This window comes from uncultured Salinisphaera sp. (assembly GCF_964012375.1).
Lineage (GTDB): Bacteria > Pseudomonadota > Gammaproteobacteria > Nevskiales > Salinisphaeraceae > Salinisphaera.
The window spans coordinates 1-11572 of the sequence record NZ_CAXGSH010000110.1; the positions used below are offsets into that span (position 1 = coordinate 1).

An 11572-nucleotide genomic window follows, 5' to 3' on the forward strand; every position below is an offset into this window, starting at 1 on the left:
TCGCCGAGCCGCGCAGCCGATCGTAAAGATGTTCCAGAAGCCAGGCGCGCAGCGGCATGATGCGCGCGGCATCGACGTGGATATCGCGCCGCGTGCCGGGAATACGAAATACATGCAGGCGTGCCATGCCCAGGGCATAGCGCAGGCATTCGTAGTCGGATTGCGCGACCGTCGAGGGTGCGGCCAGCCAGGCGCGTACCAGCGCCCGTTCCATGCGCTGCAGCTGCAGGCGCTCGCGCTCGTCGCGATCGGCTGCGGCATCGGCGCCCACCGGGCTCGACGTATCTGCCCCCAGCGCGCTGCTCATCAGCGCTTGGACCCGGCCGGCGAAACGCTCGGACGCATGGTGCACGCCGTACGCTCAACGCCGCGATCGCTTGGAGCGCGCCTGTACGAACCGGGGCTAGGCCCGATGCCGCCCTTGGCGGCCGTGGTTTTCGACATGCGTTGCGCCTATTCGAAATCGCGGACAATGGCTCAGCATAACGCACCCGTGCCGGCCATCGGCAGAGCGCGCCGCTGGCGGCTCAACCGTCTTCGGCCTCCAGGCTGTCGGCATATTCGGTGACCAGTGGCGCGGCATCGATGCCGCGCTCGCGCAGATAAGCCACGAGCACGTCGGTGCGGCCATGGGTGGCCAACACGCGGCGGGCACCGGTTTGCTCGATGGTACGGATCAGGCCCGGCCAGTCGGCGTGATCGGAGAGCACGAAGCCGCGGTCGTAGCCGCGTCGGCGGCGATTGCCGCGAATACGCATCCAGCCCGAGGCAAAACCGGTTTCGTGGTGTTTGAAGCGCCGCATCCAGCGCGAGCCGGCCGCCGACGGCGGCGCCATGACCAGCGCGCCGGCGAAATCGGCCTTGCGATCCTGGGCGCTGACCGGCTCGGTGGGTAGCATGGCAACGCCGGCCTCGCGATAGATCTCGGTCAAGGGCACCAGCGCGCCGTGCAGATAGACCGTTTCGTCGGTCAGGCGTGCCAGTTCGGCGAGCAGGCGCTGGGCCTTGCCCAGCGAGTACGAAAACAACACGCTGGTCTTGCCGGCATTCGCGTTTGCCTGCCACCAGGCACGTATATCGGCCGCCACGTCGGCGGTGTCGGCCCAGCGATACACGGGCAGCGCGAACGTGGCCTCGGTGATGAAGGTATCGCAGGGCACGACTTCGAAATCCGTGCAGGTCGGGTCGCCGTCGCGCTTGTAGTCGCCCGAGGCCACCCAGACCTCGCCGTCGACTTCTACACGGATCTGGGCCGAGCCCAGCACATGTCCGGCCGGGTGAAACGACACGCGGGCTTCGCCAAAGCTGAGTTCGTCGCCGTACTCGATAGGCGTGAGTTCGATACCGCGGCCCAGGCGCTTGTAAAGGATGGGCGCGCTCTGTGCGGTGGCCCAGTAGTGGCCATGGCCGCTGCGGGCATGGTCGGCATGGGCATGGGTAATCAGGGCCCGCTCGACCGGCCGCCACGGGTCGATATGGAAATCCCCTGCCGCGCAGTACAGGCCCTTGTCAGTGGGTTCGATTACAGCGGCCATCGCGGTCCTCCCGGTAGTGGCAGGCGCATGCCGGCCACGCTATCGATTCAACACCAAAACATCTGCCTGAGTCAGCTGTTTTCAGCGCCATCCAAAGAAACGCTGGCACGCGTCTGTCTTTTATTTTCAAAGGCTTCACGGCCGTTGGCCGTGGCGCGCGTTCATTCGCACGCGCGCGCTATCAACCCAAAAGTCGTCTGTTGTCATGCCGGGTCAATCAGTCGAGCCTGCCAGGCTTTCGCGCAGTGGGGCGAGCCACGGTTCGTAAGTCTTCCAGCGGGCCAACGAGGATTGATACACGGGCTGGCGCACCTGCCAGACACTGGCGGTACGTACGCCGCGTGCATGCCGATGAAAATCCAGGCAGCGCTCGTCCCAGTCCAGTCCGGTGAACTCGATCAGCCGCCGGCTCTGACTTTCCGGCTCGCGCACCAGATCTTCGTAGTCCACGGTGAGCATGGACAGCGGCAGGTGTTCGCACCAGTGCGCCATCAGTCGCTCGTGCTGACGATAGACGTGGCCGACATGGCTCAGATCGTAGGCAAAACGCAGGCCGCGGCTGAACAGCTGGAAATAACAGGAGAGCGCGTTGTCCATCGCATCGCGCCGACAATAGATCACCCGGGCGTTGGGCAGGATCAAGGCGATCAAACCCAGCCACAGCATGTTGAAGGGCATCTTGTCGGTCACACGAACCGCCGCCGGCGCGCGGGCTTCGAGCCCGCCGAGATAGCGCTGTGCAAGCATCGTCGCCGCTTGCGGGGTCAGTCGATCGAGGCATTCGGGGTAGCGTTTATCGCTGCCGGTGATCACCGGCAGTTCGCGCACCATGCGCCCGATATCGTTGAGTTCACCAGCGCCATGGGCCTGCGGATGGCTGGCCACGATCTGTTCGACCAGGCTCGTACCCGAGCGCGGCATGCCCACGATCAGCAGCGGCCGTTCGCTGTCGTGGCCCATGCCCTTGTGGGCTTGGAAAAAGTCGCGCGAGCAACGGCTCAGGATGCGCTCGATACGGGCATCGAACACGCTGCGATCGAAGGGTTCACGACGCGCATGCAGCCGGTTGCCGGCCTCGAAGTGGGCAAAGGCCTGTTCGGCTGCCTTGCCCGCATCGAAATGCTGGCCCAGCGCGAAGTGCAGCTGGCTGCGTGCACGCGCGTCCAGATCCGGATCGGCGACAAGGCGTTGCATGGTGGCCAGGCGAGCGTCGGAAAAGACGTAGCGTCGATTGCTCATCAGCGCGGCATAGACCCAGCCCAGCCCCGCGTCGAGATCCAGCGCCTGCTCGAAATGCGCCGTGGCCGCCTCGAATTGGCCCAGGCTCTGGCAGGCACTGCCCAGCCCGGCCCTGGCCTGTGCGTCATCCGGCGCCTGTGCCAGGCGCTCGGTGTAGAGCTTGGCGGCCTGTTCGTAGGCGCCGATCGCCGCCCATGCCGCGGCGAGTTCGCACTGGGTCGTGCCATCCGCCGCTGCCCGGCTTTCAGCCTCGCGTAGGCGCGCCGCCGCGCCCTCGGGGTCGCCGCGCTCGAACATCAGGTTTGCGCTGCGCAGATAGGGGGCCAGCAACGCCGGCCGGGCACGGCAGACCTCTGCGTAGACCGCCAGTGCGGCCTCGCTGTCGCCGGCCTGGGCCAGCGCATCGCCCAGATCGAGGCCGTTTTCTGCCCGCTCGGGCTGCAGCGCCCAGGCCCGCCGAAAGGCCGCGATCGCGCCCGTGGAATCGCCCAGCGCCCGCAGCAGACCGCCCAGGCTGTGGTGATAGACCGGGTTGCTGGGCTGGTGTTCGACGGCGCGGCGCAACAGCTTGACCGCGGTATCCGGCTCGCGCTGCTGATGGGCGACGAGCGCTCGCATGCGCAGTGCTTCGGCGTAGTCCGGGTCGCGCCGTTTGATGCGTCGATAACAGCCTTCGGCCTCTGCCAGCCGACCGGCTCGATGCAGGGCCACGCCCTCGGCCAGCGCGCTAGCCTGGGCCCTGGGGCCAGCATGGGTTCGGAATGCAGCACGGCGGGTCATCGGATCATCCTAACCTGTGGCGAAACGCCTCGCCGCCGCGTTCACAAACGCGGGGCACAAAAAAGCCCCGGCGAACCGGGGCTTCAAGGCGCCCGGCACGAGTGCCGGGCGCGTCATACAGCCGCGATCTAGAAGTTGTAGATCGTGGAGAACTGTACGTTCTGGGCGGTGGCGTCGGTACCGCTCTGCCTTTCGTATTCGACCCGGTTGTACTCGATACCCAGCGTCAGCGGGTCCACCGGCGTATAGAGCAGGTTCACGTGCGCCGACGACGAGTTGTCGTGCAGGCCGTCGGTGCTGCCGACGAAGTCATCCGGGTTCTCGGAGTAGGCCTTGCCGTAGATGAGGTTCGTCGTGAGCGTCGAGGTGAGCTCCTGCGAGATGGTGCCGATGAAGCCGTAACGCTCGATCGCTTCCAGATCGCCGTCGCTGGTGACATAGGCATCCGCACCGCCGGCCGGCAGATAGGCGTACTTGCCGATGCCCTTGCCATACACGCTGGAGACCATGAGCGTGGTCTTGGTGGGCAGGGTCAGCGAGCCACCGAGGTTCAGGCCGTAGCCGACCACGGAATCTTCGTCGGAATCGCCGGTGCCGGTGACGTCGTTCACGTCGGCCTTGAGATAACGGCCGATGGCGGCGGCCTGCACGCTGAACGGGCCGTTCGAGTTCTTCAGACGAATCACCATGTCCGGCAAGGTGTTTTCCGTCCCCGTGCCGTCTTCGAGGCCACGGAAATCCGGATCGGCGTCATCGCCAGCGATCACGGTGCCGCCGCCCGGATTCTCCAGCGAGAAATCGACGCTGGTGTTGTCACCGGCATCCATGGTGTAGCGCACCTGGGCCTGGCGTTCGAACAGCTGGGCCTGCGGGCCGTAGAAGTTGAGCGTGGTGCCGTAGTTGAAGTCGGAGAAAGTGGACCAGTCGCGACCGATCAGCCAGTTGCCGAAGGTCAGATAGGCACGACGCACGCGCGGGCCGACGCTGCCGTCAAAGCTGGAGTCGTACGGCTGACCGTAGAGATCCATTTCGATATAGCCGCCGACGTCGCCGTATTCGGTCGGCGTGGTGGTGTGCAGGCGCAGGCGCGTCTGTTTGATGGTGGCACCCAGGTCCGCGTCGCCGGGGCGATCGGTACCCTTGCTATCCAGCGTGCCGATGGCATCGGACGGGCCGAGCGAGGCGCCGTGGTCGTCTTCGAAATCGTAGATGGCATCGAACTTGAAGTAGCCGTCGATCTTCACGTTGGTGTTGCCCACCATGAAGCCATCGCTGTCTTCGGACTTGCGCACCAGCTGCTTGTCCGAACGCGGCGATGCCTGCGTCTGCTTCATTTCTTCCTGCTGTGCCTGCAGCTCGTCAAAGCGCTGCTGCATCTGCTGGATCTGGTCACGCAGCTGCTGCATCTGCTCTTGCTGGCTCTGGGCCATGGCCGGCATGGCCGAAAACAGCAGTGGTACCGCAACGGCGGTGCCGATCGCACCACGCACAGACGCACGAACCGTGCTGGATTTGAACGTACTCGTCCCCATCTCGTTTCTCCCTGAGATAAAAAGCTAGATCCCCCTGACCGTGTCCCACCACGATCCGGCTAGAGCTGTACGTTACCCTACAAACACAGGGTTTTGCCAAGCCACTGCCGGGCGGGCGCGAACACGGCGCCAGCCGCCACAGCAAGCAAGGCGCCTGCCAACCGCGCAAGAAAACGCAATTAAAAATTAACATTTCCTTATTATTTTCGATGAAGCAAGGCTTGTGCGGCCCCTCGGCAGCAGCGACGCGCGCCTTACGGGCACCCGGGTCGCGGTTTTGGAACGCACCGGGACTTTAGTCTCAGACGGTTACACGCACCGATCTAGAGCACGTCGTGCGCGCTGAGCGCGCGCAATGGCGCTACACTTGAACGCATGGACACGCACCCCGAAAAACTGGTCATCGGCATTTCCTCGCGCGCGCTGTTCGATCTCGAGCAAAGCCATCGCGTCTTCGAAACCGACGGCCGCGAGGCCTACTGCAACTACCAGATTGAACACGAGGAAGACGTACTGGAGCCGGGCGTCGCCTTTGGCCTGGTACGCAAGCTGCTGGCCCTGAACGAGGCAGGTAGCGAGCGCGTAGAGGTCATCCTGCTTTCGCGCAACAGCGCCGATACGGGCCTGCGGGTGTTTAATTCCATCGCCCATCACAAACTGCCGATAAGCCGAGCGGCGTTTACCAGCGGCAGTTCGCCCTATCGCTATGTGAATGCGTTCGGCGCCGATCTGTTTCTTTCTGCCGACCCGGACGACGTACGCGCTGCCCTCAAGGCCGGCTGTGCGGCTGCCACCATCGTGCCGGGCCATTCACTTGCCCACGAAGACGGCGAACTCAAGATCGCCTTCGACGGCGACGCGGTGCTGTTTTCCGACGACGCCGAACGTATCTTCAAGGAACAGGGGCTGGAAGCGTTTGCCGCCAGCGAAGTCAGCTCAGCGGGTGAACCGCTGCCGGGCGGGCCGTTCAAGGCATTCCTGGAGGCGCTGACCCGGATTCAGGCCGAATTCGACCCGGCCCATTGCCCGATTCGCACCGCGCTGGTCACGTCACGCAGCGCGCCCGCTCATGAACGCGTGATCCGTACGCTACGGGCCTGGCATATCCGTATCGACGAAGCGCTGTTCCTGGGGGGTATGACCAAGGCCGAGTTCCTGGAAGCCTTCGGCGCCGATATTTTCTTCGACGATCAGGCAACCCATATCGGCAGCGCCTCGCAGCGCGTGGCCGCCGGCCATGTACCGCATGGCGTAGCTAATGAATAGCGTACGGCTGGCGTCCTATTGATCAAGCGCGCCCTTGTTGAATGCGTCGGCGGGCATCGACGATATAACGGTTGAAATCGTCGTTGATGCTGTCGACGATCGCCTGCTTGGCGTAGACCACCATAAGCTTGCGGGTGTTCAGCAGGGTGGGATAGTCGATCACCAGCAGGCATTCCACGAAGTGCCACTTCGGGTTTTCCACCTGATCGGCGGTCAGCGCCCACATACCCGCGCTCTGTGCCGGCAGCTCCACGAAATTGCGCTCGATCAGCCCGGCCTTTTCATGCCGCGTGATCACCGGATTGCGCCGCCGGGCGATGATGTCGTTGGGCCTGCGCGGCCTCACGACATCGCCGGTATCGCCGATATAGGCCAAGCTGACATGCACGTCGTCGTCGGTGATCAGGCGCACATCGCGTACCGTCACCCGTACAGCGGTGGCGTTGGCACACACGATATGCACCCGATCTTCGTCGGGCACGCTGCGCTCGGGCTGAATCAATTGCTTGAGCTTGTGCTCAAGGCTGCGATTGCGCAGCACGTAGAATACATAGACCAGAAACGACCAGATGATGAACGACGTGACGGTCGAGAATATGCTCAGCGCGATTTGGGACCAGCTCACCGGGGTTTTTCCATCCTTATGCAATCGATAGCCTGCCGAACCGCCGCGGGCGCTCGGATCGATACCGTATGAATACGGTCGCCGCGATCACCGTGCTTGTCGGCAGCCTCATCGCGGCGGCCGGTATTATCGCCTATCCCCGCCTGCGCTTGCTCGTGCGCGCCCCGGCCCGCCTGAACGAACGCGAGCGCGCCCGGCTGTTGGCGCTGCTGCCCTGGCGTGGCCTGCTCGATGCCCGCCAGCTCGAACGCCTGCCACGGCTGGCGGCGCGGCTCGTAACCGACGTACGCTTTATCGGCTGCCAGGGCCTGGACGTCACGCACGACATGCGTCTGGCCATTGCCGGCCAGGCCAGCCTGCTGTGTCTGGGCGCAACGCCCGGCACGTTTGCCTTGCCCGGCGAGGTGCTGATCTATCCCGACGCCTTCTACATCCACCAGACCGAACCGGATGAAAACGGCCTCGTCGACGACCTGCCGTTGCTGGCCTCAGGCGAAGCCTGGGACGACAGCCGGGTGGTGCTGTCGTGGACCGATGTGGAAGCCGCGCTGGCCGGCGCCCCCCACAACGTTGTGCTGCACGAATTCGCCCATTTGCTGGATTTCGCCGCCCCGGCCCAGGAAGGCGCGCCACCCATGGCCGACGCCGACCGCTGGACGCATGTGTTCGGCGAAGCTTTCGAGCAGCTGCGCGAGCAGGGCTCGCCGGTCATCGATATCTACGGCGCCCAGAACCTGGCCGAATTCTTCGCCGTCGCCGTGGAAGCCTTTTTTCAGCGCGGCGCCGAACTGGCCAGTCATCACACCGAGCTTTATCGCACGATGGCGGCATACTTCGATATCGATACCGCGCGCCAGCCACCCGCGTTCGAAGACCTATTCTGAGCTGATTTCGACGCTCGAGCTGCCTGGCAGGCGCTCGACCAGCGCCTTGCCGGCGAGCCGCGAAGGCGTATAGCTGCCCCCGGCCGGCGCTTCGGCCAGCAACTGCTTCACAATCGCCAGGCTGGCATGCACGGTTACGTTGTAGCCGTTGGCGACGTGTACCCGCGCAACCCGGTGCTCGCCACGGGCGTTGACCACTTCGCCCCAGACGTGGGTGGTGGCCTGCTCGCGTCGCGATTCGTCCGGGCCCGCAATTCTCGCGGCCCGCTTCTTGAGAAAGCTCTGCACCGGCGACAGGCCCAGCAACGGCCTGACCCAGTTCAGGCGCTGCACCTGCTTGATACGCTTCGGCGACATCGGCATATAGACTTCGATATCGTCGATGCCGGTGGTATGCCAGGCGGTCGAAATATCGCCCCAGGGGATGGTCATCGCCTGTTTCGGGCCATCGCCGAAATCGATCTCGCGCACGCTGGCGGCCAAGGGCACGGTGGTGATGCGACCATTGCGCCGGATCTTGCCGCCATCGGCGAGCCCTTCGACCGAGGTCTTGGCCGTGCCCGGCGAAAACCCCGAGCGTGAATCGAAACCCAGCGCCAGTTCGACCGCGTCCGGCATGGCCTCGGCCAGGTAGGCGGCAATACAGTCGGTCGGCACGACGTCGAAACCCACCCCACAGCAGATCACGACGCCGGCCTTCGCGGCATGATCGTGACGGCTGAACGAATGCTCGAAGATGCTGATCTCGCCGGTAATATCCAGATAGTGCACGCCCGCGGAAATACAGGCCGCCATGGCCTGCGGGGCGGTGGCCGAGAACGGCCCGGCACAGTGCAGCAGCACGTCGATACCATCCAGATGCGGCGCAATATCAGCGGCCTCGTGCAGGCCGAAGTCGCGATAATCCAACCCCAGCTCGTCTGCCAGCGGCGCCAGTGCCTCGGCCCGGCGGCCCGCCAGCACGGGCATCAACCCCTCGGCGACTGCCTGGCGGGCAATCAGCTCGCCGGTATAGCCATAGGCGCCGTAGATCATGAACGTCGGTTGGGTCATCGTCGGTCTCTTGCGTGCGGCAGCGGGCCGCAGATCAGCCGGTAAACGAGCGCGTCGCCTTGCGGACAGCGAAGAAAAAGCGTTCCGGCGACAGCCGCTTGAAACGATACTGCCAACGCGAATCGCGGTGCGAGATCACCAGGAACCGGCTCTCGCGGACCGCATCATAAATGTCATCGGCCACGTCTGCAGCGCTGACACGCGCACGGCGCATGAGTTTTTCCACCATTGCGCGCTGGCGATCGTGGGTACCGCGAAACGAGTCGAGCAGATTGGTCGCGAAAAACGCCGGACAGGCCACGGTCACGCCCACGCCATGGTCGTATTCCTCGCCGCGGATCGATTCCGACAGCGACAGCACCCCGGCCTTGGCGGCGTTGTAGGCGGCCATGCCAGGCGCATTGGCGATCGCCGCAAACGAGGCGATATTGACCAGATGGCCCCGGCTTTCGCGCAGCATGGGCAGCGCGGCGCGTGCCCCGCGTACCGCGCCCATGAGATTGATATCCAGCATCCAGTCCCAGTCGTCGAGCGGCGTATCGACCACGCTGCCGGCATTGGATACACCGGCGTTGTTCACGAACACGTCCAATCCGCCCCATTCTTCGCGAATGCGTTCGAGCAGGGCATCGAAATGCTCTGGCTCACGGGTATCCAAGGTCTGTGCGATGGCCTGGCCGCCGGCACTATTGACCTCGCCGGCCACCTGACGGGCACGTCCATCCTGGATATCGGTGACCGCCACCCGCCAGCCTTCGCGGGCATAGCGCAGCGCCAGCTCGCGGCCCAGGCCACTGCCGGCCCCGGTGATGGCGATACGCCGGACAACATCGGAATTGCGTGTTTTCTGAATCATGGATAGCCTGCCAGCCGTGGCGTGCCTAAGGTGCGCTCGCTTACAGCATAGCGAAAATATAACGAACGTCCGTTATACATTGACCGTTCGAACATCGCCTGCCTATAGTCGCGCCATGACCCAGCTCGTACTCATCCGTCATGGTCAGGCCAGTTTTGGCGCGGCCAACTACGACCGCCTGTCCGAAACCGGCGAACGCCAGGCGCGCCTGGTCGGCCGCCACCTGGCCGCGGCCGGGCAACACTTCGACGTCATGCTCGCTGGCGATCTGCAACGCCAGCAGCGCACCGCCGAACTGGTTAATGCCGGCTACGAAAAAGCGCCCGCCATACATACGGACCCGGCGTTCAACGAGTACGACGCGGACGCCATCTTTGCTGCCTACACGCCCCGCGTTTTCGAAGAAAATCCGGAGCTGGGCGCCGCACGCGACCAGCTGAAGACCGATCGGCGACTGTTCCAGAAGGTGTTCGAACAGGTCACCCGACACTGGCTGGCCGGCACCGCGCACGACCACGACGGCTGCGAATCGTGGCAGGCCTTCAAGGCACGGGTCCAGACAGCGCTGGCGCGGCTGCGCAACGAATACCCACGGGATGCCCGTATCGGTCTGTGCAGCTCGGGCGGGCCGATCGCGATATCCATCGCCACCGCGACCGGCGCGCCGGACGACAAGGCCATCGAGCTCAACTGGAGCATCTACAACGCCGCGGTCGCAGAACTGCGCTCGACCCGCGATGGCTGGCGCATGCTTGGCTTCAACGATATCGCTGCGCTGCGCGCCGCCGGGGACGACAGCCTGGTGACGTTTCGCTAGCGCCGAAGGTTACGCCATGGAACGACCCTCGCTCGAAAGCTTTACCGCACGCCACCATCTGGACAGCCGCAGCCTCTGTGCCCAGATCGTCGAGGCTCGCGAAGGTGCGATTGCCGTGCGCAGCGCGCAGGCAGCCACCGACAATCTCACCCGTATTATCGAGGCCACCCTGCGGCTGGCCAACCGCAAAGGCTTTGCCGCGATGACGCTACGCGAGCTGGCCCGCGAGAGCGGCCTGTCGCTGGGCGGTCTGTATGCCTATATCGGCAGCAAGGACGAGCTCGCGCGCCTTATTCAGGCCTGGGTTTCGCGCACGCTCCGGCGGGTCATGGCCAGCGCGCTGGAAGACATCGACGACAGCCGCAGCCGGCTCGCCACCGCCATCGAAGCGCACCTTCTGACCACCGAAGCGCTGCGCGAATGGTTTTTCTTTCTGTATATGGAAGCCCATCACCTGGCCTCGGACGAGCGCCGCCAGGCGGTCGCGGCCGAACGCAATTCCGAACAGATCTTCGCCGACATCATCCGCCAGGGGCAGGCCGACGGCCACTACGGCGCGATGAACGCCGATATTGCCGCCGGCCTCGTCAAAGCCATGCTTCAGGACTGGTATCTCAAACGCCACAAGCACGGCGAGCGCGGGCTCGACGTGGCTGCCTATGCCGATACAGTGACCGCCGCGACCGAGGCCCTTTTGGCGACCCGCGCGTGAACGACTACAACAACGCACAGCTGAGGAGATTCGGATGAGCGCATTGGACCAGGCCCGCGATATTCGCGAGGGCGAAGGCATCGACGCCGCCGCACTGACCGCGTGGTGTCGCGAGCACGCGCCGGTGCTGGTGCCCGAACACGGCGAGATGACCATCCGCCAGTTCCCCGGTGGCGCCTCGAATCTTACCTACCTGCTCGCCGTGGACGGCAACGAATACGTTCTGCGCCGCCCGCCCTTCGGCAGCCAGGTGAAATCCGCCCACGACATGGG

Annotated in this window: 11 protein-coding genes and 1 pseudogene; 5 read left to right on the forward strand and 7 right to left on the reverse strand. The window is 64.6% G+C overall.

Annotated elements, in window-relative coordinates; all coding sequences use genetic code 11:
• The 4 genes and pseudogenes from ABNU97_RS15490 to ABNU97_RS15505 all read right to left on the reverse strand — a co-directional run.
• Nucleotides 1–307 (reverse strand): annotated as a pseudogene (locus ABNU97_RS15490) (patatin-like phospholipase family protein); the annotation flags it as partial.
• Nucleotides 308–527: 220 nt separating this feature from the next.
• The gene (locus ABNU97_RS15495) at nucleotides 528–1535 is read right to left on the reverse strand and encodes a ligase-associated DNA damage response exonuclease (RefSeq protein ID WP_348767577.1); all 1008 of its coding nucleotides are present in this window, start codon (nucleotides 1533–1535) and stop codon (nucleotides 528–530) included.
• 213 nt (nucleotides 1536–1748) lie between these two features.
• Nucleotides 1749–3554, reverse strand: a complete 1806-nt coding sequence (locus ABNU97_RS15500; RefSeq protein ID WP_348767578.1) for a sulfotransferase — start codon at nucleotides 3552–3554, stop codon at nucleotides 1749–1751.
• 128 nt (nucleotides 3555–3682) lie between these two features.
• Entirely contained in the window at nucleotides 3683–5086 is a 1404-nt protein-coding gene (locus ABNU97_RS15505) for a DcaP family trimeric outer membrane transporter (RefSeq protein WP_348767579.1), read from the reverse strand.
• Between the two features lie 375 nt (nucleotides 5087–5461).
• Between ABNU97_RS15505 and ABNU97_RS15510 the strand changes: the two genes are divergently transcribed.
• Nucleotides 5462–6352 carry a 5'-nucleotidase gene (locus ABNU97_RS15510; protein ID WP_348767580.1) on the forward strand — a complete coding sequence of 297 codons (891 nt, stop codon included), beginning with the start codon at nucleotides 5462–5464 and terminating at the stop codon, nucleotides 6350–6352.
• A gap of 22 nt (nucleotides 6353–6374) precedes the next feature.
• On the opposite strand, the gene ABNU97_RS15515 is transcribed toward ABNU97_RS15510, so the two are convergent.
• Complete coding sequence (locus ABNU97_RS15515; RefSeq protein ID WP_348767581.1) at nucleotides 6375–6977, reverse strand: hypothetical protein; 603 nt, start codon at nucleotides 6975–6977, stop codon at nucleotides 6375–6377.
• A gap of 68 nt (nucleotides 6978–7045) precedes the next feature.
• On the opposite strand from ABNU97_RS15515, the gene ABNU97_RS15520 reads away from it, so the two are divergent.
• Entirely contained in the window at nucleotides 7046–7861 is an 816-nt protein-coding gene (locus ABNU97_RS15520) for a M90 family metallopeptidase (RefSeq protein WP_348767582.1), read from the forward strand.
• Here the strand turns inward: ABNU97_RS15520 and ABNU97_RS15525 are convergent.
• Together ABNU97_RS15525 and ABNU97_RS15530 are read right to left on the reverse strand one after the other, a co-directional pair.
• Nucleotides 7853–8914 (reverse strand): saccharopine dehydrogenase NADP-binding domain-containing protein, encoded by a 1062-nt coding sequence (locus ABNU97_RS15525; protein ID WP_348767583.1) that lies wholly within the window; start codon nucleotides 8912–8914, stop codon nucleotides 7853–7855. The two genes, ABNU97_RS15520 and ABNU97_RS15525, sit on opposite strands and share 9 nt — an antisense overlap.
• A 34-nt stretch (nucleotides 8915–8948) precedes the next feature.
• Nucleotides 8949–9770, reverse strand: coding sequence for an SDR family oxidoreductase (locus ABNU97_RS15530; RefSeq protein WP_348767584.1), 822 nt, complete (start codon nucleotides 9768–9770; stop codon nucleotides 8949–8951).
• Between the two features lie 115 nt (nucleotides 9771–9885).
• Here ABNU97_RS15530 and ABNU97_RS15535 point away from each other — a divergent pair, with 115 nt between their 5' ends.
• The 3 genes from ABNU97_RS15535 to ABNU97_RS15545 form a co-directional block, all read left to right on the forward strand.
• The gene (locus tag ABNU97_RS15535) at nucleotides 9886–10587 is read left to right on the forward strand and encodes a histidine phosphatase family protein (protein WP_348767585.1); all 702 of its coding nucleotides are present in this window, start codon (nucleotides 9886–9888) and stop codon (nucleotides 10585–10587) included.
• 16 nt (nucleotides 10588–10603) lie between these two features.
• Nucleotides 10604–11299, forward strand: coding sequence for a TetR/AcrR family transcriptional regulator (locus ABNU97_RS15540; protein ID WP_348767586.1), 696 nt, complete (start codon nucleotides 10604–10606; stop codon nucleotides 11297–11299).
• A 34-nt stretch (nucleotides 11300–11333) separates the two neighbouring features.
• Nucleotides 11334–11572: phosphotransferase (locus ABNU97_RS15545; protein ID WP_348767587.1), on the forward strand; the 239-nt coding region annotated here is incomplete at its 3' end.

Coding starts and splice junctions, on each gene's coding strand:
- ABNU97_RS15500 (WP_348767578.1), bottom strand. CDS start 3,554: ATGACCCGCCGTGCTGCATTCCGAACCCATGCTGGCCCCAGGGCCCAG.
- ABNU97_RS15535 (WP_348767585.1), top strand. CDS start 9,886: ATGACCCAGCTCGTACTCATCCGTCATGGTCAGGCCAGTTTTGGCGCG.
- ABNU97_RS15505 (WP_348767579.1), bottom strand. CDS start 5,086: ATGGGGACGAGTACGTTCAAATCCAGCACGGTTCGTGCGTCTGTGCGT.
- ABNU97_RS15525 (WP_348767583.1), bottom strand. CDS start 8,914: ATGACCCAACCGACGTTCATGATCTACGGCGCCTATGGCTATACCGGC.
- ABNU97_RS15520 (WP_348767582.1), top strand. CDS start 7,046: ATGAATACGGTCGCCGCGATCACCGTGCTTGTCGGCAGCCTCATCGCG.
- ABNU97_RS15495 (WP_348767577.1), bottom strand. CDS start 1,535: ATGGCCGCTGTAATCGAACCCACTGACAAGGGCCTGTACTGCGCGGCA.
- ABNU97_RS15540 (WP_348767586.1), top strand. CDS start 10,604: ATGGAACGACCCTCGCTCGAAAGCTTTACCGCACGCCACCATCTGGAC.
- ABNU97_RS15510 (WP_348767580.1), top strand. CDS start 5,462: ATGGACACGCACCCCGAAAAACTGGTCATCGGCATTTCCTCGCGCGCG.
- ABNU97_RS15530 (WP_348767584.1), bottom strand. CDS start 9,770: ATGATTCAGAAAACACGCAATTCCGATGTTGTCCGGCGTATCGCCATC.